Raw genomic sequence first — 20,548 nt, 5'->3', positions numbered from 1 at the left:
CATGGTGAAAGTGTATGCCCCGGCTTCCAGCGCGAACATGAGCGTCGGTTTCGACGTGTTGGGTGCAGCCGTCACACCCGTTGACGGCACGTTGCTGGGCGATGTGGTATCCGTTGAAGCAGCGGACCATTTCCGTCTGCATAACCTGGGGCGATTTGCCGATAAACTGCCGCCGGAGCCGCGTGAAAATATTGTTTATCAGTGCTGGGAACGTTTTTGCCAGGCATTGGGGAAAACCATCCCGGTGGCGATGACGCTGGAAAAAAATATGCCGATTGGTTCCGGGTTAGGGTCCAGCGCCTGTTCCGTCGTCGCTGCGCTGGTCGCGATGAATGAGCACTGCGGCAAACCGTTAAACGACACGCGTCTGTTGGCGCTGATGGGCGAGCTGGAAGGCCGTATCTCCGGCAGCATCCATTACGATAACGTCGCGCCGTGCTTTCTTGGCGGTATGCAGTTGATGATTGAAGAAAACGGCATTATTAGTCAGCAGGTGCCGGGCTTTGATGAGTGGCTATGGGTACTGGCTTATCCGGGCATTAAAGTTTCTACCGCAGAAGCACGGGCCATTTTGCCTGCGCAGTATCGCCGTCAGGATTGCATTGCGCATGGACGGCATCTGGCCGGTTTTATTCACGCCTGTTACTCGCGGCAGCCGCAGCTTGCCGCCGCGCTGATGAAAGATGTTATTGCCGAACCATACCGCGCGCGTTTACTGCCGGGCTTTAGCCAGGCGCGGCAGGCGGTGTCGGAGATCGGCGCGCTGGCGAGCGGGATTTCAGGATCGGGGCCGACGCTGTTTGCGCTATGCGATAAACCGGAGACGGCGCAGCGCGTCGCGGACTGGCTGAGCAAACATTATCTGCAAAATCAGGAAGGCTTCGTTCATATTTGCCGGCTGGATACGGCGGGCGCACGAGTAGTGGGATAATCAATGAAACTCTATAATCTGAAAGACCATAATGAGCAGGTCAGCTTTGCGCAGGCCGTCACGCAAGGACTGGGCAAACAGCAGGGACTTTTTTTTCCGCACGAACTGCCGGAGTTTAGCCTGACGGAAATTGATGAGATGCTCAACCAGGACTTTGTCAGCCGTAGCGCAAAGATCCTCTCGGCATTTATTGGCGATGAAATACCGCAGCAAATTCTGGAAGAGCGCGTCCGCGCGGCGTTTGCGTTCCCGGCGCCGGTAGCGCAGGTAGAAAGCGATGTCGGCTGCCTGGAGCTGTTCCATGGTCCGACGCTGGCCTTTAAAGACTTCGGCGGGCGTTTTATGGCGCAAATGCTGACGCATATCAGCGGCGACAAACCGGTGACGATTCTGACCGCAACGTCAGGTGATACCGGCGCGGCGGTGGCTCACGCGTTCTATGGCCTGGAAAATGTGCGGGTCGTCATTCTCTACCCGCGCGGTAAGATTAGTCCGTTGCAGGAAAAACTGTTCTGTACTCTGGGCGGCAACATTGAAACCGTGGCGATCGACGGCGATTTCGACGCTTGCCAGGCGCTGGTGAAACAGGCATTTGATGACGAAGAACTGAAAACGGCGCTGGGGCTGAATTCGGCTAATTCGATTAATATCAGCCGCCTGTTGGCGCAAATTTGCTACTACTTTGAAGCCGTGGCGCAACTGCCGCAGGGGGCGCGTAACCAACTGGTGATCTCCGTCCCCAGCGGCAACTTTGGCGATTTGACGGCAGGGCTGCTGGCGAAGTCGTTAGGCCTACCGGTGAAACGTTTTATCGCCGCCACCAACGTCAACGACACTGTGCCGCGTTTTCTGCATGACGGAAAGTGGGCGCCGAAAGCGACGCAGGCGACCCTGTCGAATGCGATGGATGTCAGCCAGCCGAATAACTGGCCGCGCGTGGAGGAGCTATTCCGCCGTAAAATCTGGCGCCTGACTGAGCTGGGCTATGCGGCGGTGGATGATACTACGACACAGCAGACGATGCGCGAGCTGAAAGCGAAAGGTTATATCTCGGAACCTCATGCGGCGGTAGCGTATCGGGCATTACGCGACCAGTTAAACCCTGGCGAGTATGGCTTGTTTCTCGGAACGGCGCATCCGGCGAAGTTTAAAGAGAGCGTGGAGTCCATTCTGGGAGAAACGCTGGCCTTGCCTGAAGCGCTCGCCGAACGCGCCGACCTGCCGCTGCTTTCACATCATCTGCCTGCGGATTTTGCCGCCCTGCGTAAGCTGATGATGACCCGCCAGTAACCATTGCGCCCGGTGGCGCTGTCGCTTACCGGGCCTATGGGGTGGTGTCGATTTGTAGGCCGGATAAGGCGTAACCGCCATCCGGCGATGCCGTTACTGCTCGTAGCGTTTAAAGACCAGCTCGTCTTGTGTGGAGGTTTCTTCATCAAAGAAATACCCTTCACGGTCAAACGCGGTAAGCTGTTCCGGCTTCGTTAAGCGGTTTTCAATAATAAAACGGCTCATCAGTCCGCGCGCTTTTTTGGCGTAGAAGCTTACCACCTTAAACTTGCCGTTTTTCTCATCAAGGAACACGGGCTTAATCAGTTCGGCATTCAGTTTCTTCGGCTTCACCGATTTAAAATATTCCTCGGAGGCCAGATTCACCACCACCCGATCGCCCTGCGCCTCAAGCGCTTCGTTGAGCTTATCGGTAATGATATCGCCCCAGAATTGATAAAGATCTTTGCCGCGCGGATTCTCCAGGCGAATCCCCATCTCCAGACGATAAGGCTGCATTAAATCCAGCGGGCGCAATACGCCATACAAGCCAGAGAGCATACGCAGATGCTGTTGAGCAAAATCAAAATCCGCGTCGTTGAACGTTTCCGCCTGTAGGCCGGTATAAACATCGCCTTTGAACGCCAGAATCGCCTGGCGTGCATTATCCGGCGTAAAATGAGGCTGCCAGTCATGAAAACGCGTGGCGTTGAGATCCGCCAGTTTGTCGCTAATTCCCATCAGCCTGGAAATTTGCGGCGCCGAAAGCTGGCGGGCCTGTTGAATAAGCTGCTGGCTGTGATCCAACAGCTCCGGCTGGGTATAGCGGGTCGTGGCCAGCGGGCTTTGATAATCAAGCGTTTTTGCAGGTGAAATCAGAATCAGCATATCCAGTCCTTGCAGGGAATTTTCTGCGACTTTAGCAAAAAAACGCCGCAGAGTTGACCGATGGTTGCGATTGTCGGCTTAATCGCGCGATGCCGCCTCCCAGGTATCTGGCGCCAGTTGTGGTTCGATATCCGGGAAGCGCCGCGGATCGAACTGCGGTCTTACGCCCAGTTTCCGTTGTCGTAGATAATCGCCGGCGAGGGTATACACCACCGGTGAGAGCAACAAAATCGCCGTCAGATTGGTAATGGCCATACAGGCCATGATCATGTCAGCGAGCTGCCATATCAGCGGAAAACTGATAAGCGTACCGGCGATAACCATGCCAAGCGTCGCAAGGCGTAATAGCCAGATAGCCTTTGCGTTATGTAACCGCAGAAAAAACAGATTGTTTTCGGCGTAAATATAGTTGGCGACGATAGAACTGAACGCGAACAGAATGACGATAAGCGCGACAAAACTGGCGCCCCATTCACCGGTCAACGAAACCATTGCATGTTGGAGAAGCTGAATGCCTTCTGTTGACGAGTGGGACGCGTGATTCCCCGCCAGCAGGATAATCATCGCGCTGGCGGTACAGATGATAATGGTGTCGCTGAATACGCCAATCATTTGCACAATCCCCTGCGCGACAGGGTGAGGGGGATACGACGTTGCCGCTGCGGCCGCATTAGGCGTTGACCCCATTCCCGCTTCATTAGAGAACATCCCACGCTGAAAACCGCTGGTAATAGCCTGAGTGAGCGTATATCCGGCTGCGCCTGCCGCGGCTTCCTGCCAGCCAAATGCGCTTTTGACTATCGAGGCGATAACGCCAGGCATTTGCTCAATATGCCAGAGGCAAATGAATACGCTGCCAGCGACCCACAATAACGCGATGAGGGGAATCAGCCATTGCATCAGGCGGGCGACGCCTTTTATGCCGCGGATGATAATTAACAGGGCACAGAACGCCAGAGCAATGCCGGAGATAAGCGGCGGAATGTTGAAGGCGAAATGGAGCGCGCGTGAGACGGCATTCGCCTGCACGCTATTAAAAATCAACCCGTAGGCGACGAGCAGAAAGAGGGCGAAAACCACGCCCATCCAGCGCATTCCCAGCCCGCGCGCCATATACCACGCCGGGCCGCCGCGGAACTGGCCTGTCGGGTCACGTTCTTTATAAAGCTGGGCAAGCGAACACTCGGCGAAGGAGGTCGCCATACCAATGATGGCCGAGACCCACATCCAGAATACCGCGCCGGGACCGCCTGCGGCGATAGCCAGCGCCACGCCGGCCAGATTACCGCTGCCAATCCGCGCCGCGAGGCTGGTACACAGCGCCTGAAATGACGTCAGGCCGCCTGGCTGCGGGCTAAGGCTGCCTTTCAGACTGCGGCTAAATTGGCGAATATAACGAAATTGAATGAATCCGGTACGCCAGGTAAACCAACATCCTGCGCCGAGCAGCAGGTAAATCATTACCGAGCCCCAGAGTATTTCGTTAATAAAACTGAAAAACTCAGGCATTAACGTCCCTCTTGTTGATGCCGTCACGCTTTGATAATCCTGTATAAGCGTGACCCATGATGTAGATGACCTTGTCAGACTAATATTAACGGCAGTTTACCATAAATACGGCGGTATCCTTTAATTGCGCATCAACCGTCGTCAGATACGCAAACAGTGCACAAGGGCAGCCAGGTGCATGTAGGCGGTTGCGCTGTGAGTGCGTCGTGTTATCATCAGGGTAGACCGGTTACATCCCCTAACAAGCTGTTTAAAGAGAAACTCTATCATGACGGACAAATTGACCTCCCTTCGTCAGTTCACCACCGTAGTGGCTGATACCGGAGATATCGCGGCAATGAAGCTGTACCAGCCGCAGGATGCTACAACTAACCCTTCTCTCATTCTTAACGCAGCGCAAATCCCGGAATATCGTAAGCTGATTGACGATGCTGTCGCCTGGGCGAAACAGCAGAGCAGCGACCGCGCGCAGCAGGTTGTTGACGCGACCGATAAGCTGGCGGTGAATATTGGCCTGGAAATCCTGAAGCTGGTGCCGGGGCGTATTTCTACCGAAGTTGACGCGCGTCTGTCTTATGACACTGAAGCGTCTATCGCCAAAGCAAAACGTATCATTAAACTCTACAATGATGCGGGTATCAGCAACGATCGTATCCTGATCAAGCTGGCGTCCACCTGGCAGGGCATTCGTGCAGCCGAACAGCTGGAAAAAGAAGGCATCAACTGTAACCTGACGCTGCTGTTCTCCTTCGCGCAGGCGCGTGCGTGCGCCGAAGCGGGCGTCTACCTGATCTCGCCGTTCGTAGGTCGTATTCTTGACTGGTATAAAGCCAATACCGACAAGAAAGACTATGCGCCAGCTGAAGATCCGGGCGTGGTTTCCGTAACGGAAATCTACGAGTACTACAAACAGCATGGTTACGAAACCGTCGTTATGGGCGCAAGCTTCCGTAACGTAGGCGAAATTCTGGAACTGGCGGGCTGCGACCGTCTGACTATCGCGCCGGCATTGCTGAAAGAACTGGCGGAAAGCGAAGGGGCGATTGAGCGTAAGCTCTCTTTCTCCGGCGAAGTCAAAGCGCGTCCGGAACGCATTACCGAAGCCGAGTTCCTGTGGCAGCATCACCAGGACCCCATGGCGGTGGACAAACTGGCGGATGGTATCCGTAAGTTTGCGGTAGACCAGGAAAAACTGGAAAAAATGATCGGCGATCTGCTGTAATCATTAACGCGTGGCCCTGATATGGGTCACGCTACCTCTTCTGAAACCTGTCTGTCCTTCCCTTCGCAGTGTATCATTCTGTTTAACGAGACTGTTTTAAACGGAATAATCATGGATACCTTACGTATTGGCTTAGTTTCTATCTCCGACCGCGCTTCAAGCGGCGTTTACCAGGATAAAGGCATTCCTGCGCTTGAGGAGTGGCTCGCTTCTGCGCTGACCACGCCTTTCGAGGTTCAGCGGCGCTTAATTCCTGATGAACAGGAAATTATCGAGCAAACGTTGTGTGAACTGGTTGATGAGATGAGCTGTCATCTGGTGCTGACCACTGGCGGTACCGGTCCGGCGCGTCGCGACGTCACGCCGGACGCGACCCTTGCCATCGCCGACCGTGAAATGCCTGGTTTTGGCGAGCAGATGCGCCAGATCAGCCTGCGCTTTGTGCCGACCGCCATTCTTTCCCGCCAGGTGGGCGTTATCCGTAAACAGGCGTTAATTCTTAATCTGCCTGGACAGCCAAAATCGATCAAAGAAACGCTGGAAGGCGTAAAAGCGGACGATGGCAGCGTTAGCGTGCCGGGCATTTTTGCGAGCGTGCCGTATTGCATACAGCTGCTTGACGGGCCGTATGTCGAAACCGCGCCGGAAGTGGTTGCCGCTTTCCGTCCGAAGAGCGCCAGACGTGAGAATATGTCGTCCTGACCGGAAAATACTGATAGTAGGGTTATTCCTCCCGGTGCGGGAGGAATAAAAGAGATTTAGTGCGCCTCGCCGATTGGCAGAATAGTGCGGCCAAATTGCTCGTTTAGCACTTCACCCATCGCCAGATAAATAGCGCTGGCGCCGCAAACCAGACCAACCCAGCCTGCGATATGGATAGTTGCTTCGTTACCGGTGATATTGCCGACCGCCAGCAGAGCGAACAGTACGGTCAGGCTCAGGAAAACAAATTGCAGCGCGCGGGCGGCTTTCAGCGTACCGAAGAACATAAACAGCGTGAACACGCCCCACAGACCTAAATAAGCGCCGAGTAGCTGAGCGTCAGGCGCATCCGTCAGGCCCATTTTCGGCATCAGCAGGATAGCGACCAGCGTCAGCCAGAACGAACCGTAAGAGGTAAAGGCCGTTAAACCAAAGGTATTGCCTTTTTTATACTCCAGCAGACCGGCAAAAATTTGCGCGATACCGCCGTAGAAAATCCCCATCGCCAGAATAATGCCGTCCAGGGCGAAAAAACCGGCATTGTGCAGGTTAAGCAGAATGGTGGTCATGCCGAAGCCCATCAGGCCCAGCGGTGCCGGATTAGCCAACTTAGTGTTGCCCATAATTCCTCAAAATCATCATAATTGAATGGTGAAATAGTTTCCCAGAATAACGAGTTCCGTATTCGGGGCGCGGCATAATAATCAGGGGGAAGAGGACTGTCTATGATCTAATAAGGGGGAAAAGAAAATATTTCCCCCAGTGAGGGCATTCACGCCTGAACGGCTGCCATCATTCGTCGCAGGCAGGCTATTTGCAACACCGCCGGAATAGTCACGCGATACGCGCTGCCGCTCATCGCTTTGACGCCGTTTAACGCCGCGCCGACCGGGCCGCCAAGACCTGCGCCGCGCAGTAATCCGTGACCCAGGATGCTCATTGCGGCATGGGTACGCAAAATGCGGGTAAGCTGGGTGGAGAGCAGGTGGGAGACCCCTTTTGCCAGACTGCGATCTTTCATGAGCAGCGGCAGCAGTTCTTCCAGTTCAGAAACTTTGGCGTCTACGGCTTGCAGAAATTCCTGCTTATGCGCTGCGTCCATCTTCTGCCAGGTATGACGTAAAAAATGCTCCAGCAGTTGCTGTTCTATTTCAAACGTCGACATGCTTTTATCTGCTTTAAGTTTTAGCCGTTTTGCGACATCCAGCAGAATCGCGCGGTACTGTTTTCCGTGTCCGCGCAATTTGTTGGCGATACTGTCGCCGCCGTAATGCTGAAACTCGCCGGCAATGAGCTGCCAGTTACGGCGGTGTTGCTCCGGGTGACCTTCCATCGCTTTGAACAGCTCGTTATGACTAAGGACGCTCGACAAGCGAGCCTTGCCCTTTTCGTTATGCGTCAGCAAACGGGCGAAATCGGCGAGTTGTTCTTCGCTGCAATGCTGAAGAAAGTCTAAATCCTCGTCGTGTAAATAGGTGACGTTCATTTTCAGTCTGGCTTTTGGAATAGAAATAACAGCGATTAATCGTCGCCAATGACTTTAAGTCTCGCCATATCGGAAGAATTTACCGTATGGCCTGAGAAGGTAATCTTTGATACGCAGCGTTTGTTGTCGTTATCGCTATTAATATTGATCCAGCCTGTTGTCTGGCCCTCTTTGATTGAGGAAGGGACGTTCAGGCTTTGGCTGGCGCTACGCGCAGTTTTAAAATAGACGGATGCGCCGCTAAGTTCGATGTCGCCGTGATCCGCCGTGAGTTGAATGCGCTTCACGATGCGGCAGACGGGAATTTTCAGCGCGAGATCGTTCGTTTCATTTCTGGGCATGGCAATAACACCCAGTATTTTATGGTCGTTCGCGTGCGCGACGCTACTTAACGCCAGGCCGAAAAGCAGGCCGGCGGAAATCGTTAACACAGCTCGCATGGAATTTCTCTTTGACGGGTTCAATAAGCAATACCGTCTATCATACTCTGCTCATGGCAACGATTCAGTTTTGTAATCTTTTCTTTTTATTACAATTTTTCTGTGAATGGTATTCGTTATTTAATTTATTTCATGAATGTTTGTCTGTCTGGTTTTCCATCGCGCCCTCTCGTCACTAAAAAATTTTTTCATCTCCCCCTTGATGACGTGGGTTACGACCCCATCTTGTAGTCAACCGCAGTGGTGAGTCTGAAAAAAAACGATTCAGGGTAGTTGAAACCGCACGTTTCGCCCTTATTACAGATTCACAACCACATGATGACCGAATTTTTAGTGGAGACGTTTAGATGGGTAAAATTATTGGTATCGACCTGGGTACTACCAACTCTTGTGTAGCGATTATGGATGGAACGCAGGCACGCGTGCTGGAGAACGCCGAGGGCGATCGCACTACGCCTTCTATCATTGCTTATACCCAGGATGGTGAAACTCTGGTTGGTCAGCCGGCTAAACGTCAGGCAGTGACAAACCCGCAAAACACCCTGTTTGCGATTAAACGCCTGATTGGCCGCCGCTTCCAGGACGAAGAAGTTCAACGTGACGTTTCTATCATGCCGTACAAAATCATCGGCGCCGACAACGGCGACGCATGGCTTGATGTGAAAGGTCAGAAAATGGCGCCGCCGCAGATTTCTGCCGAAGTGCTGAAGAAAATGAAGAAAACGGCTGAAGATTATCTGGGCGAACCGGTAACTGAAGCGGTTATCACCGTACCGGCTTACTTTAACGATGCGCAGCGTCAGGCTACCAAAGACGCTGGTCGTATCGCGGGGCTGGAAGTTAAACGTATCATCAACGAACCGACTGCCGCAGCGCTGGCTTACGGTCTGGATAAAGAAGTCGGCAACCGTACTATCGCGGTTTACGACCTCGGTGGTGGTACTTTCGATATCTCTATTATCGAAATCGACGAAGTTGATGGCGAAAAAACCTTTGAAGTTCTGGCAACCAACGGTGATACCCACCTGGGTGGTGAAGACTTCGATACCCGCCTGATCAACTACCTCGTTGACGAGTTTAAGAAAGATCAGGGCATTGACCTGCGTAACGATCCGCTGGCAATGCAGCGCCTGAAAGAAGCCGCAGAAAAAGCCAAAATCGAGCTGTCTTCTGCGCAGCAGACCGACGTGAACCTGCCGTACATTACCGCAGATGCCACCGGTCCGAAACACATGAACATCAAAGTGACTCGTGCAAAACTGGAAAGCCTGGTTGAAGATCTGGTGAACCGTTCTATCGAGCCGCTGAAAGTCGCACTGCAGGACGCTGGCCTGTCCGTGTCTGATATCAACGACGTGATCCTCGTCGGCGGTCAGACCCGTATGCCAATGGTGCAGAAAAAAGTGGCTGAGTTCTTTGGTAAAGAGCCGCGTAAAGACGTTAACCCGGACGAAGCTGTGGCTATCGGCGCAGCGGTACAGGGCGGCGTATTGACCGGCGATGTGAAAGACGTACTGCTGCTGGACGTTACCCCGCTGTCTCTGGGTATCGAAACGATGGGTGGCGTGATGACTCCGCTTATCACCAAAAACACCACCATCCCGACCAAGCACAGCCAGGTGTTCTCTACTGCGGAAGACAACCAGTCTGCGGTAACCATCCATGTGCTGCAGGGTGAGCGTAAACGTGCGTCTGATAACAAATCTCTGGGTCAATTCAACCTGGATGGCATCAACCCGGCGCCGCGCGGTATGCCGCAGATCGAAGTCACCTTCGATATCGATGCTGACGGTATCCTGCACGTCTCCGCGAAAGATAAAAACAGCGGCAAAGAGCAGAAGATCACTATCAAGGCGTCTTCTGGTCTGAACGAGGAAGAAATTCAGAAAATGGTTCGCGATGCAGAAGCGAACGCTGAATCCGACCGTAAGTTCGAAGAGCTGGTTCAGACCCGTAACCAGGGCGACCATCTGCTGCACAGCACCCGTAAGCAGGTTGAAGAAGCAGGCGATAAACTGCCGGCTGATGACAAAACCGCTATCGAGTCTGCCCTGAGCGCGCTGGAAACTGCCCTGAAAGGCGAAGATAAAGCCGCTATCGAAGCGAAAATGCAGGAACTGGCGCAGGTTTCCCAGAAACTGATGGAAATCGCTCAGCAGCAACATGCGCAGCAGCAGGCTGGCTCCGCTGACGCTTCTGCAAACAACGCGAAAGATGACGACGTTGTCGACGCTGAGTTTGAAGAAGTAAAAGATAAAAAATAATCGCCCTTTGAACGGGTAATTACTGGCACGGGCGAAGAGGTTTCCTCTCCGCCCGTGCATGCATGTTAAGGGCAGATAAAAAGAGATGGCGAAAAGAGATTATTACGAGATTTTAGGCGTTTCCAAAACAGCGGAAGAGCGTGAAATCAAAAAGGCGTATAAGCGCCTGGCCATGAAATATCATCCGGACCGCAATCAGGGTGATAAAGAGGCCGAAGCTAAATTTAAAGAGATTAAAGAAGCCTATGAAGTGCTGACCGATGCGCAAAAACGCGCAGCCTACGATCAGTATGGTCACGCCGCGTTTGAACAAGGCGGTATGGGCGGCGGATTTGGCGGCGGCTTTAATGGCGGCGCTGATTTCAGTGATATCTTTGGTGACGTTTTTGGCGATATCTTTGGCGGCGGGCGTGGTCGCCAACGTGCGGCGCGTGGGGCTGATTTGCGTTATAACATGGATCTCACCCTGGAAGAAGCGGTGCGTGGCGTGACCAAAGAGATCCGTATTCCGACGCTGGAGGAGTGCGACGTTTGCCACGGCAGCGGCGCGAAAGCTGGCACGCAACCGCAAACCTGTCCGACCTGTCATGGTTCTGGTCAGGTACAGATGCGCCAGGGATTCTTTGCTGTACAGCAGACCTGCCCACACTGTCAGGGACGCGGTACGCTGATCAAAGATCCGTGCCATAAATGTCACGGTCATGGGCGTGTTGAAAAGAGTAAAACTCTGTCCGTTAAAATCCCGGCGGGCGTGGATACCGGCGATCGTATTCGTCTGGCAGGCGAGGGCGAAGCGGGCGAGCATGGCGCACCGGCAGGCGACTTGTACGTTCAGGTCCAGGTGAAACAACACCCTATTTTCGAGCGTGAAGGCAATAATCTTTATTGCGAAGTGCCGATCAACTTTGCGATGGCGGCGCTGGGCGGTGAAATTGAAGTGCCGACGTTAGATGGTCGCGTGATGCTGAAAGTACCGAGCGAAACACAAACGGGCAAGCTGTTCCGTATGCGCGGCAAAGGCGTGAAGTCCGTACGCGGTGGCGCGCAGGGCGATTTGCTGTGCCGTGTGGTGGTTGAAACGCCGGTCGGTCTGAGCGAAAAACAGAAGCAATTGCTAAAAGATCTTCAGGAAAGTTTTGGCGGCCCGACGGGAGAGAAAAACAGCCCGCGTTCAAAAAGCTTCTTTGACGGCGTGAAAAAATTCTTTGACGATTTGACTCGCTAATCTTTTTCCCGTTGTATTTTTCTTCAGCCCGGGTGTATATCCGGGCTTTTTTCTGCCTGTACGCGCCCAGGCTTCTGTTAAACGCATCGTATCCTCTCATTTGTTGATATTTTGTTTTTACTGATAAACAAATTGATGTTAATCAGCAGTTTTGTATACGCTTATTCTTTAAAAAAACGTGATGTGATGACATTAATGATTGCTTTTTTAGATGCTGTGAATTGATTTATCTTGAGTATTATCTATATTGCTTTTTTTAGTTTCCGGAGGCAGACAGCGAATGGGATCGAAAGGTGCCAACAAGAGCTTTGATTATAATTTGATCAAAATTCTTGACGCTGTTATTTTGTCAGGAAATGCGGCTATGGCGGCAAAAAAGTTAGGCATTACACCGGCTGCCGTTTCTCTGGCGTTAAAGCGCCTGCAGAGTTATTACCCGGAAGAACTGTTTAGCAGAGGGAAAGGCGGGCTCATCCCCACAGCTAAGGCTGTCGACATTCACCAAAATTTCAGTCAGGTGATGAAACTGGTGGATGACACATTTCTCTGTAATAGCAAAAAAGATGAAGTGTTCCAGATAACGTTATTAGGCAGTGATATTGTTGAAAGCTATTATCTTTCTCAGCTCTATAACAGCGATATATTTGACCGTATTTTGATAAATCATTTCACTGTCAGAAATATGAGTCGGGAGCATATCAGCGAACTTCTGTTTACTGCGCAAGGCGATCTGTTGATTAGTGCCGAACCTTTGCTGGAGTCCGGCATAGAGAATCAAATTATTGATAGTTTTAAATCATTTGTTTGTATCTGTAGCAGTAAACACATGCTGAGTACCCTCTCACAACTGTCGCTACATCATTTTTATTCTTCGCGTCATGCGTTATATCAGCCGGGGATGGGGGCTTCAGTGATATATCATGATAGCGATTTATTTAAGGATGAGCTTTACTATACTGGCAGGCGTATTGTCGGCTATCGCAGTGATTCGCTTAACGGTTTGATGAGCATGATCGAACGAACCTCATTGATTGCATTGATGCCTTTGAAATTAGCGCTTTTTTATAAAAATCATCGTAAATATGACATTAAGTTTATTCAGCCTCCGCCCGAACTGGCTTTGAAGTCAGTTCAGGTCTATGCATCCTGGAATAAAAATAGTAGAAATATATCGACGATTAATGAGATGGTAAGTATGTTACAAACGCTTTCCTCCTTCCGTCGCTAATACACCTCATTTTTACGCTTTGATTTAATATGGTTTTAAATGATGTGCTTTGATTTTTACCCTTCTGACAGGGCGCTTACACTCCTTGTGTTAATTATTCATTTATAATGATTTCGGGGTGTTAAAATGTCTATTCCTAACCATGTGTCGACAACGGAAGTTGTGCTATTGGAGCTAGAGATCTTACTCACTATTATTTCGATTGGCGCGTGGGGAGGCTTTGTCAGCTATCTTTTACGCAAAGATAAGACAGAATATAATAGTTCTCATGAAAGTATTAAATATTGCTTAACGCAGATCGTGATTTCCTGCTTCACCAGTTTCTTGTTAAGCGCGATTGCAATCGAAAAAGAATGCAGTTTCAACATTGTTCTGTTGGCGGCAGGCTTAGGCGGTGTTTTCGCGAGTCCGATCTTAAAAATTCTTGGGCGGCGGATTAAAAAAATTATCGAAGGAAATAATTCAGATTAATTATCATTCGCAGTATCAGGCTCATCCGTGAGCCTTTTACGCGTCTTTTTTCAGCCGGGTCTAGGTCACTCTATTCTTGATCCAGCCATAAATAAATTGTTCGTTATTGTGGTTTTTTTCAGCAACGTTTAAGTAGTACGTGCCCTGACTGCAATTGAGGGCTTTCACCAAAACGGCTTCCCCTTCCTGGCCTCGCCAGGCCAAATAATGTTCGAGAGCGGCAAGCGTCCGCGGGCCAATATTGCCATCCACATGAATATCCGGGTAGCGTTTACCTTCGTGATTAAAGACGTTCAACCAGCGTTGCAGCCACGCGCTGGGGTGGTAAGCGCCTATGTTGACTGCCGCATCGCACAGCTCGAAGGAGACTGGCCACGATAGCGTCGAGATGACGTCAAAGCCTGGTTTTATCCAGTAATCCTCTTCGAGAATCGCGTAGGCTTCAGCGTGGGTCAGATCCCGCATATCGCCAGCATAGCCATGCGCTCGCGCCGTGGCTTCGGTAATGCCCCAATGGGTGGCGCCGCCTTTATCTTTAGGGTTAAATACGTAACCGCCTTCAAGCGCAATAATTCCATCTATAATTGGATTCATCTTCCCTTTCCTTCGCTTAGTGAATATGCAGATACATGAGAGAACCTAACGTTACTGAAAATACGGTCGTCAGGGCGGCGATGGTTTGCCGTACAATCTGTTTTTTTCTTCCCTTTGTTTCGCTATCCGTCGCGATAATGGCGATATCACTATTCACTTTGAGACCTTGTCTTGGAATGGTAATAAAAAGATCGTTAATACCAAGCGCTTTAAGGTCACGTCTGATTAAATAGAGAATCTGCGTTAGATTTGCATCATTAACATAGTGGCTTCGACTTCCCCATAACGCAGTGGTTATTTTTTGTCGCTCGATAATCTCCAGATGAGCATTCTCGATGATGAAACTGAGACATTTGGCCCTCATCGCAGTCATTTTAATAACCTGTGAATTTGAGACCGTCCTCAGTTCATATTTACCTTCATTGTAAATGCAGTTGCTATTAATGATATAAGTTTTCATAACGTCTTCCTTTAGAAATGTACATCCTGGTTGTCTGTGGTGACTATATTGTATGAGAAATGTCTTAATCCAATAAATGTCACTGGTTTTATTGTATTGTCATTGTCTATAGCGAGTGTAATCACATTATTTCATTGAAATTAAATGATATTTAATTACATGATAAATGAGATTTACTATGCTCTCACCAGAACGGAGTAAGCGGGCGCTGAAAGGTATTGTTTTCTCTTCGATAGACGGTGTTGTTAACCTCATTTTTATGATTTTTATATCATCTAAAAAGATGATGTTTTGTGATTAGCTATTTTTTATGCCTGTAACGATTATGGACCCCGCAGAACGAGCTGCGACAATTTTGAAACGTAAAAGGAAATTTGAAAATGGCTACAAGCAAACTGATTCAAGGCGATACAATTACTGAAACTACTCATGCAGCGAATGGTTTTGACCCTGCAACAAGCGATGATAAAATAAGCTATACTTCCGCTCGTGTTGCGAAACCGGTATACAATAAATATAAAAATTCCACGACTAAACCGAAGGTATTCGGTTATTACACCGACTGGTCACAGTATGACAGCCGTCTGCAAGGCAATATGTCCCAACCAGGCCGTGGTTATGATTTAACCAACGTTTCACCGACGGCTTATGACAAACTGATTTTCGGCTTTGTTGGCATCACCGGTTTCAGAAAAATTGATAAAGAAGACCGCGACGTCGTAGCAGAAGCGGCAGCACAGTGCGGCAAAGTGAAATATGAACCGACCTTCCTCGATCCGTGGGGTGATTTCCAGTCTTATATCAACCTGGGTTTTGAAACCAGCGGCTGGGATGTTGATCCGAAAACCGTGACCCAGGCTAACGCCAAAGGTATGCTGGGCGCGCTGCGTGATATGCAGGCAAAAGCGAAAGCCGCAGGCCACACGCTGGCGCTCTCCATGAGTATCGGCGGCTGGAGCATGAGTAACGGGTTCCACGAAACCGCCGCTTCTGACTCTTCTCGTAAAATCTTCGCCAAAGGCGTGGTGAAACTGTTCAAACAGTTCCCGATGTTCAGCGAAGTGGATATTGACTGGGAATACCCGAACGATGAAGGGGCGGGCAACCCGTTTGGTCCGGAAGATGGCGCTAACTACGCGCTGCTGATTGCCGAACTGCGTAAACAGCTGGATTCCGCGGGTCTGAGCAATGTGAAGATCTCTATTGCCGCTTCTGCTGTCACTACTATTTTTGACTATGCGAAAGTAAAAGATCTGATGGCTGCTGGCCTGTATGGCATCAACCTGATGACCTATGACTTCTTCGGTACGCCGTGGGCGGAAACGCTGGGCCACCACACCAACCGCAAAGCGCTGGAAGAGGGCGGCTGGGCTGTCGAAACTATCGTTGATCACCTGCTGGCGGAAGGTTTCTCCGCTGACCGTATCAACATCGGTTATGCCGGCTATACCCGTAACGCTCGTCAGGTAGAAATTGAATCCCTGTCGCCGCTGAAAGGTTCTTACAACCCAGGTTCAGGCCCTACTACCGGTTCCTTCGAATCCGGCACCAGCGAATGGTATGACGTCATTTATAGCTACCTGGATCTGGAAAACCAGAAAGGCCGTAACGGTTTCAACGTTTACACCGACCAGATCGCTGACGCTGACTACCTGTATAGCCCGGAATCCAAACTGTTTTTATCCCTGGATACGCCGCGTACTGTCAAAGCAAAAGGCGAATATGCAGCGAAACTGGGCCTGGGCGGCGTGTTTACCTGGACTATCGATCAGGACAACGGCGTGCTGGTTAACGCCGTGCGTGAAGGTCTGGGTTATGAAATCGAATCTGAAGTTATCGATATGGAACCGTTCTACTTTGAAGGTATCAATGTAGAAAAAGATGAAGAGCAGAGCGACAGCGACGACGCGCAGAAGGTCAACCACGCGCCGAAAGCAGCGATTGAACTGCTGGTCGTAGGCGGATCTACGGTACAGCTGTCTGGCGCAGGTTCTTCTGATGAAGATAACGATGAGCTGTCCTTTAGCTGGGGCGTGCCTTCTCAAATCACTGTGGCAGACAAAACGGCTGAAATCATTGAGGTTGTGGTACCGGAAGTTAGCGAAAAAACAGCCTTCCAGTTCACCCTGTTTGTACGCGACTGCTACAACGAACCGTCCTCTCAGCAGCGCTTTGTTCTGACGGCTGTGCCTGCGCTATCTCAGGTTCAACCGGAACCGGAAGAGGAAGAAGAGATTATCGTTCCTGTACCGGACGAGGAGGAAGATACCACGCCGGCTGAGGATGATACGCCAGCAGATGACAAAACGTCACCTTACGCGCAGTGGGATGCTTCTACCGTTTATGGCGCAAACTGGGGTTCTTTCGAAATCGTTAGCTGGAAAGGCCATAACTATCAGGTGAAATGGTGGTCTATGGGCGACCAGCCTGACCTGAACTGCGGTGTCGGCGGTGCATGGACCGATCTTGGCGCTTACTAATACACGGCATTAAGCACGATGTATTGGGCTTCATGATTCAAGCCCCGGTTTACCGGGGCTTTTCTCCACCAGGGACAGAGGAAGAGCAGACCATGACCATTTCCATCCATGCCAGCGCATTTGACGTCAACAGCTGGTATCAAAAAATCACCTTAACCTTCATCAATGAGAGCGGTAATGCGGTCGATATGAACCATGCCGCAATATCATTCACGGCTTCCGGGCACATTGATCCATGGGGAAATAGCGGCGGTACGCTCAAAGGGAACCTGCCGCTTACGCTGAATGAGAGTTCGTATGGCACGCTGGAAACTAACAACATCATCATTAATAACAGCGATGCATTACTTCTTCAGCCGGGCGAACGCGGGACGCTCTCTTTCAGCCTCGCGGCGACGCAGGTGCCGGTAAAAATGTCCGCCATCACCTTGACGCTGGCGTCATCGTCATCCGAAGACGCAGAGTCTGAAACCCCATCCGATCAGGAGACGCCAGCGATACCCGCCGCAGACGAACAACCCGCCGAACCCGATGTGCCGGAAAAGGACAATGACCTTCAGGAACGCGGCCTTACGCTTAACGTTAGCGAGTTGAATGCCGCGAGTTGGTATCAACGCGTCACCTTTACGCTGACCAACCTCTACGCTCAGGCGGTAGATCTCAATCAGCTTCAACTGAATTTTACGGCCAGCGCGCACCCCGATCCCTACAGTCCGTTTCAGGGAACAATGCTGGGGAATCAGGCCGTGACGCTGGCCAGCGATGGGGGATGGCCCATCGAGAAGAATACCATCACCATTAATCATGACGGCGCGCTGATGCTGGCGGCGGGGGATACCGCCGAATTACAGTGCTATCTGGCTGCCACGCAGATGCCAGTTGCCATCAGCGATTTGAGCGCGACGTTGGCCCATGACCCTGCCCGTCAGGGAAAAATTTGTGTTCATTTTCCGGCCATGACGCAGACCGTGGCGCTCAAACCGGCAATTGAGCTGCTGTTTCCTGCCGGCGAAACCCGGCGCTTTGTCGGTGAGTGGGGAGAGGTTCTGACAATAAGCGATCTTAGCGCAGGAACGTATCGGCTTACCGTACCGGTACTGGCGAATGATGAGATGCAAATCGCGCCAGTCGAGTCCTCTTTTACCGTTACGCTGCAATCCGGCGATGCCGCCGCGCAGGTCCAGGTATCCTGTCTGCCGATTGTCCGTTATGCCAGCGCGCGTTTGATGATTGACGCCCCTGCGCTTGGTAATGCGAAATTGACCGTTGAAATCGCCGATGCTACGCAAGCGGATGAGCGTACCGTCACGCTGATCGCCAACCAACCGCAGTTAATCACCCGGCTACTGGCGGGGCATCATTATACGGTCAATCTGCAGCCTGCGATGATTAATAACCGCTTTATATCGGCCCCCATACAGCTTACGGGGTTTATCCCTGCTGCGGCGCAGGTTGCCGAGGTTGCTGTCGCTTACCAACAGTCAGCGCTCGACACGGCGAGTTTCGTGACGGTGGATGCCACTATACTGGGCCTGCCCGATGGCGTCGCGCCGCAGCGTTATCTGTTCAGCAGCGGTAAATATCAGTACTCATTAATGCTGGAGAGCGGCAGCGATCGGCAGACGTTGGCATTACGCTTTGCGCCCGGGCTGTATGATGTTCAGACGGACGACATTTTCATCGACAGTGTGCCGTGGCGTTGTGAACAGGCCGGGCCGCTACGGTTGTTGCAAAAGGTCAACCATGTGGCGCTGGAGTTTCTGCCCGGCGTGACGCTACAGGTAAAAGGTTGGCCTGATTACCTTGCTCATGGCGGCGTGACGGTTAACGCGCCAGAAACGGTTTCTCTTTATCGCGATATACCGTTTAGCGCGTTGTTTAAATACGATGGTTTTGACGGCGGCGGCGATCCGGTTCCGGCCGCGGAGGTTGACGTGAACGGGGATGGTTTTCTGGATTACGCGACGTTACCGATCCATAAAACCGTTGCGCTGGTGCGCCAGATAGAAAAAGAAGCCGGGCGTAGCGTCATGCCGGTAATGGTCATTTATACCGCGAATGCCAGCGGCGGTAGCGCGCTGGCGGATTTACAGGATGCGCAAAAGCTACGTAACCATTTTGGTAACTTTATTACCCAGTGTCTGGCGGCGCAGTCATACAAAGATGAGACGCATCCTGTCCCGGCCACCTTTGTGCTTAACCCGGATTTTCTCGGGGCGCTACAGCAAGGACCGTATGGCTATACCGTAGTACGGCAAAAAAACAGTGTGCCGGTGAATGCCCAACTGGCGGCGGCGATACAAGCATTACCGGCGATGGCTGGCTTTATCGCGCCTTCGTTGCCGACGTTTAGCGACGATCTTTACGGCTATATTCAGGCGGTGAACTATCTTGTTCGTCAGTTTGCCCCGGATGTGGCTTTTGGCTGGCAGACGAATGTCTGGGCGACAGGAACGGCGGACTGGGTGCTGCGCGATACCGCTGATCCGGTAGCTGAAGGGCAGGCGATCGCCGGATTTATTCATGAACTGGGCGTTTATAGCGGAGAATATGCGCCGGACTTTATTGCGTTTGATAAATTTGAGCGTGACTGTTTCAGTCCTGATGCGCTTGCCCACTATGGCTGGAATGCGACATGCTGGCTTAATTACCTGGCGATGGTCAAACAGGTGACGAAAGCGCTGCTGACGCCAGCCATGCTGTGGCAAATCCCTGGCGGCCATATGCCTACAGTAGAAGAGGGCGTCAGTAAAATCAGCGCTGCGCACTTTGCATCCGGCGGAACCTTTTTTATGGGTGACGCCCGTATTGGCAGCGATCCTGACACGCTCTCTTTGCAGCTACTCAATACGGCCTTAAATAGCGCGACTTACGGCGTCCCGACCGTCGGCGACTTTTTACGTAAAGATAAAGGGTATGACTGGGGCCAGATGCAGGCGCTGAACCTACCGGACTTTAACGTCTTTTCGATCTTATGGGGCGGTGGTTCTACTATCAGTATTACGACAATCCATTCTAACGGTGAAGACGGCGGCTGGCTGGCGGATAAAATGGTAGAGTATTATGCTGCCCCTCGCTATTTCAGATAATATCACTGCTTATTTGCATTAATCTGGACTATTAGTTTGAGATTCGAAGGCGCGTGCTTTCGAATCTCTTTTCTTGCGCCCCCTGACCTCTCATTCTTTATGCGTAATTCGTTATTAATTTTCTGTAATCATTTTGTATTAAGAATTGTCTTAATCTTAAAAATATTGCGTATTAGTGCGTTGTGAATACAGAAATACTGCATAGTGATGTTATTTATTATTAATTTAAGTACTTTTTGAGAGGTTATACTGTGGCGCTACATTGAGTAGACAACCGTTAATGAAAAAAA

The 20,548-nt window shown here is 51.2% G+C and carries 17 protein-coding genes; 10 read left to right on the top strand and 7 right to left on the bottom strand.

The window, feature by feature from the left end; all coding sequences use genetic code 11:
• The first annotated feature begins 1 nt into the window (after position 1).
• Together thrB and thrC are read left to right on the top strand one after the other, a co-directional pair.
• Positions 2–931, top strand: coding sequence for a homoserine kinase (gene thrB, locus NBA72_RS12150; RefSeq protein ID WP_000241685.1), 930 nt, complete (start codon positions 2–4; stop codon positions 929–931).
• A gap of 3 nt (positions 932–934) precedes the next feature.
• The gene (thrC, locus tag NBA72_RS12145; RefSeq protein ID WP_000781110.1) at positions 935–2,221 is read left to right on the top strand and encodes a threonine synthase; all 1,287 of its coding nucleotides are present in this window, start codon (positions 935–937) and stop codon (positions 2,219–2,221) included.
• Between the two features lie 93 nt (positions 2,222–2,314).
• Here the strand turns inward: thrC and yaaA are convergent, their stop codons facing one another.
• The gene (gene yaaA, locus NBA72_RS12140; RefSeq protein ID WP_000906175.1) at positions 2,315–3,088 is read right to left on the bottom strand and encodes a peroxide stress protein YaaA; all 774 of its coding nucleotides are present in this window, start codon (positions 3,086–3,088) and stop codon (positions 2,315–2,317) included.
• Positions 3,089–3,166: 78 nt separating this feature from the next.
• Positions 3,167–4,597 (bottom strand): alanine/glycine:cation symporter family protein, encoded by a 1,431-nt coding sequence (locus NBA72_RS12135; protein WP_001113818.1) that lies wholly within the window; start codon positions 4,595–4,597, stop codon positions 3,167–3,169.
• 268 nt (positions 4,598–4,865) lie between these two features.
• On the opposite strand from NBA72_RS12135, the gene tal reads away from it, so the two are divergent.
• Complete coding sequence (gene tal, locus NBA72_RS12130) at positions 4,866–5,819, top strand: transaldolase (RefSeq protein ID WP_000130175.1); 954 nt, start codon at positions 4,866–4,868, stop codon at positions 5,817–5,819.
• A gap of 111 nt (positions 5,820–5,930) precedes the next feature.
• Positions 5,931–6,521 carry a molybdopterin adenylyltransferase gene (gene mog / locus NBA72_RS12125; protein ID WP_000380373.1) on the top strand — a complete coding sequence of 197 codons (591 nt, stop codon included), beginning with the start codon at positions 5,931–5,933 and terminating at the stop codon, positions 6,519–6,521.
• Positions 6,522–6,577: 56 nt separating this feature from the next.
• On the opposite strand, the gene satP is transcribed toward mog, so the two are convergent.
• The 3 genes from satP to NBA72_RS12110 all read right to left on the bottom strand — a co-directional run bounded on the left by satP (position 6,578) and on the right by NBA72_RS12110 (position 8,447).
• Entirely contained in the window at positions 6,578–7,144 is a 567-nt protein-coding gene (satP, locus tag NBA72_RS12120) for an acetate uptake transporter (protein ID WP_000528527.1), read from the bottom strand.
• A gap of 149 nt (positions 7,145–7,293) precedes the next feature.
• A complete protein-coding gene (gene msyB / locus NBA72_RS12115) occupies positions 7,294–8,007 on the bottom strand; it encodes an acidic protein MsyB (protein ID WP_001103477.1) in 714 nt (237 codons plus the stop codon).
• A 35-nt stretch (positions 8,008–8,042) separates the two neighbouring features.
• Positions 8,043–8,447, bottom strand: a complete 405-nt coding sequence (locus tag NBA72_RS12110; protein ID WP_010835280.1) for a DUF2541 family protein — start codon at positions 8,445–8,447, stop codon at positions 8,043–8,045.
• 347 nt (positions 8,448–8,794) lie between these two features.
• On the opposite strand from NBA72_RS12110, the gene dnaK reads away from it, so the two are divergent.
• From dnaK to NBA72_RS12090, 4 genes are all read left to right on the top strand, one after another.
• A complete protein-coding gene (gene dnaK / locus NBA72_RS12105) occupies positions 8,795–10,711 on the top strand; it encodes a molecular chaperone DnaK (protein WP_000516126.1) in 1,917 nt (638 codons plus the stop codon).
• Between the two features lie 85 nt (positions 10,712–10,796).
• A complete protein-coding gene (gene dnaJ / locus NBA72_RS12100; RefSeq protein ID WP_001119009.1) occupies positions 10,797–11,936 on the top strand; it encodes a molecular chaperone DnaJ in 1,140 nt (379 codons plus the stop codon).
• Positions 11,937–12,216: 280 nt separating this feature from the next.
• A complete protein-coding gene (locus NBA72_RS12095) occupies positions 12,217–13,164 on the top strand; it encodes a LysR family transcriptional regulator (RefSeq protein ID WP_042947722.1) in 948 nt (315 codons plus the stop codon).
• 126 nt (positions 13,165–13,290) lie between these two features.
• A complete protein-coding gene (locus tag NBA72_RS12090; RefSeq protein ID WP_000026889.1) occupies positions 13,291–13,635 on the top strand; it encodes a phage holin family protein in 345 nt (114 codons plus the stop codon).
• Between the two features lie 60 nt (positions 13,636–13,695).
• Here the strand turns inward: NBA72_RS12090 and NBA72_RS12085 are convergent, their stop codons facing one another.
• Positions 13,696–14,229, bottom strand: a complete 534-nt coding sequence (locus NBA72_RS12085; RefSeq protein WP_001068132.1) for a glycoside hydrolase family 108 protein — start codon at positions 14,227–14,229, stop codon at positions 13,696–13,698.
• Positions 14,230–14,245: 16 nt separating this feature from the next.
• Positions 14,246–14,689, bottom strand: a complete 444-nt coding sequence (locus tag NBA72_RS12080) for a winged helix-turn-helix domain-containing protein (RefSeq protein ID WP_000860681.1) — start codon at positions 14,687–14,689, stop codon at positions 14,246–14,248.
• Between the two features lie 380 nt (positions 14,690–15,069).
• Here NBA72_RS12080 and NBA72_RS12075 point away from each other — a divergent pair, with 380 nt between their 5' ends.
• Positions 15,070–17,169 (top strand): glycosyl hydrolase family 18 protein, encoded by a 2,100-nt coding sequence (locus tag NBA72_RS12075; protein ID WP_042947717.1) that lies wholly within the window; start codon positions 15,070–15,072, stop codon positions 17,167–17,169.
• A 92-nt stretch (positions 17,170–17,261) separates the two neighbouring features.
• Complete coding sequence (locus NBA72_RS12070) at positions 17,262–20,258, top strand: hypothetical protein (protein WP_042947715.1); 2,997 nt, start codon at positions 17,262–17,264, stop codon at positions 20,256–20,258.
• The last annotated feature ends 290 nt before the right edge of the window (positions 20,259–20,548 follow it).

It is taken from the genome of Salmonella sp. NW1250 (genome assembly GCF_051812965.1).
Classification (GTDB): domain Bacteria; phylum Pseudomonadota; class Gammaproteobacteria; order Enterobacterales; family Enterobacteriaceae; genus Salmonella; species Salmonella enterica.
Note: the sequence above shows the minus strand (reverse complement) of the source record. Positions and strands in the feature narration are given on the sequence as shown.

Coding starts and splice junctions, on each gene's coding strand:
- thrB (WP_000241685.1), top strand. CDS start 2: ATGGTGAAAGTGTATGCCCCGGCTTCCAGCGCGAACATGAGCGTCGGT.
- thrC (WP_000781110.1), top strand. CDS start 935: ATGAAACTCTATAATCTGAAAGACCATAATGAGCAGGTCAGCTTTGCG.
- yaaA (WP_000906175.1), bottom strand. CDS start 3,088: ATGCTGATTCTGATTTCACCTGCAAAAACGCTTGATTATCAAAGCCCG.
- NBA72_RS12135 (WP_001113818.1), bottom strand. CDS start 4,597: ATGCCTGAGTTTTTCAGTTTTATTAACGAAATACTCTGGGGCTCGGTA.
- tal (WP_000130175.1), top strand. CDS start 4,866: ATGACGGACAAATTGACCTCCCTTCGTCAGTTCACCACCGTAGTGGCT.
- mog (WP_000380373.1), top strand. CDS start 5,931: ATGGATACCTTACGTATTGGCTTAGTTTCTATCTCCGACCGCGCTTCA.
- satP (WP_000528527.1), bottom strand. CDS start 7,144: ATGGGCAACACTAAGTTGGCTAATCCGGCACCGCTGGGCCTGATGGGC.
- msyB (WP_001103477.1), bottom strand. CDS start 8,007: ATGAACGTCACCTATTTACACGACGAGGATTTAGACTTTCTTCAGCAT.
- NBA72_RS12110 (WP_010835280.1), bottom strand. CDS start 8,447: ATGCGAGCTGTGTTAACGATTTCCGCCGGCCTGCTTTTCGGCCTGGCG.
- dnaK (WP_000516126.1), top strand. CDS start 8,795: ATGGGTAAAATTATTGGTATCGACCTGGGTACTACCAACTCTTGTGTA.
- dnaJ (WP_001119009.1), top strand. CDS start 10,797: ATGGCGAAAAGAGATTATTACGAGATTTTAGGCGTTTCCAAAACAGCG.
- NBA72_RS12095 (WP_042947722.1), top strand. CDS start 12,217: ATGGGATCGAAAGGTGCCAACAAGAGCTTTGATTATAATTTGATCAAA.
- NBA72_RS12090 (WP_000026889.1), top strand. CDS start 13,291: ATGTCTATTCCTAACCATGTGTCGACAACGGAAGTTGTGCTATTGGAG.
- NBA72_RS12085 (WP_001068132.1), bottom strand. CDS start 14,229: ATGAATCCAATTATAGATGGAATTATTGCGCTTGAAGGCGGTTACGTA.
- NBA72_RS12080 (WP_000860681.1), bottom strand. CDS start 14,689: ATGAAAACTTATATCATTAATAGCAACTGCATTTACAATGAAGGTAAA.
- NBA72_RS12075 (WP_042947717.1), top strand. CDS start 15,070: ATGGCTACAAGCAAACTGATTCAAGGCGATACAATTACTGAAACTACT.
- NBA72_RS12070 (WP_042947715.1), top strand. CDS start 17,262: ATGACCATTTCCATCCATGCCAGCGCATTTGACGTCAACAGCTGGTAT.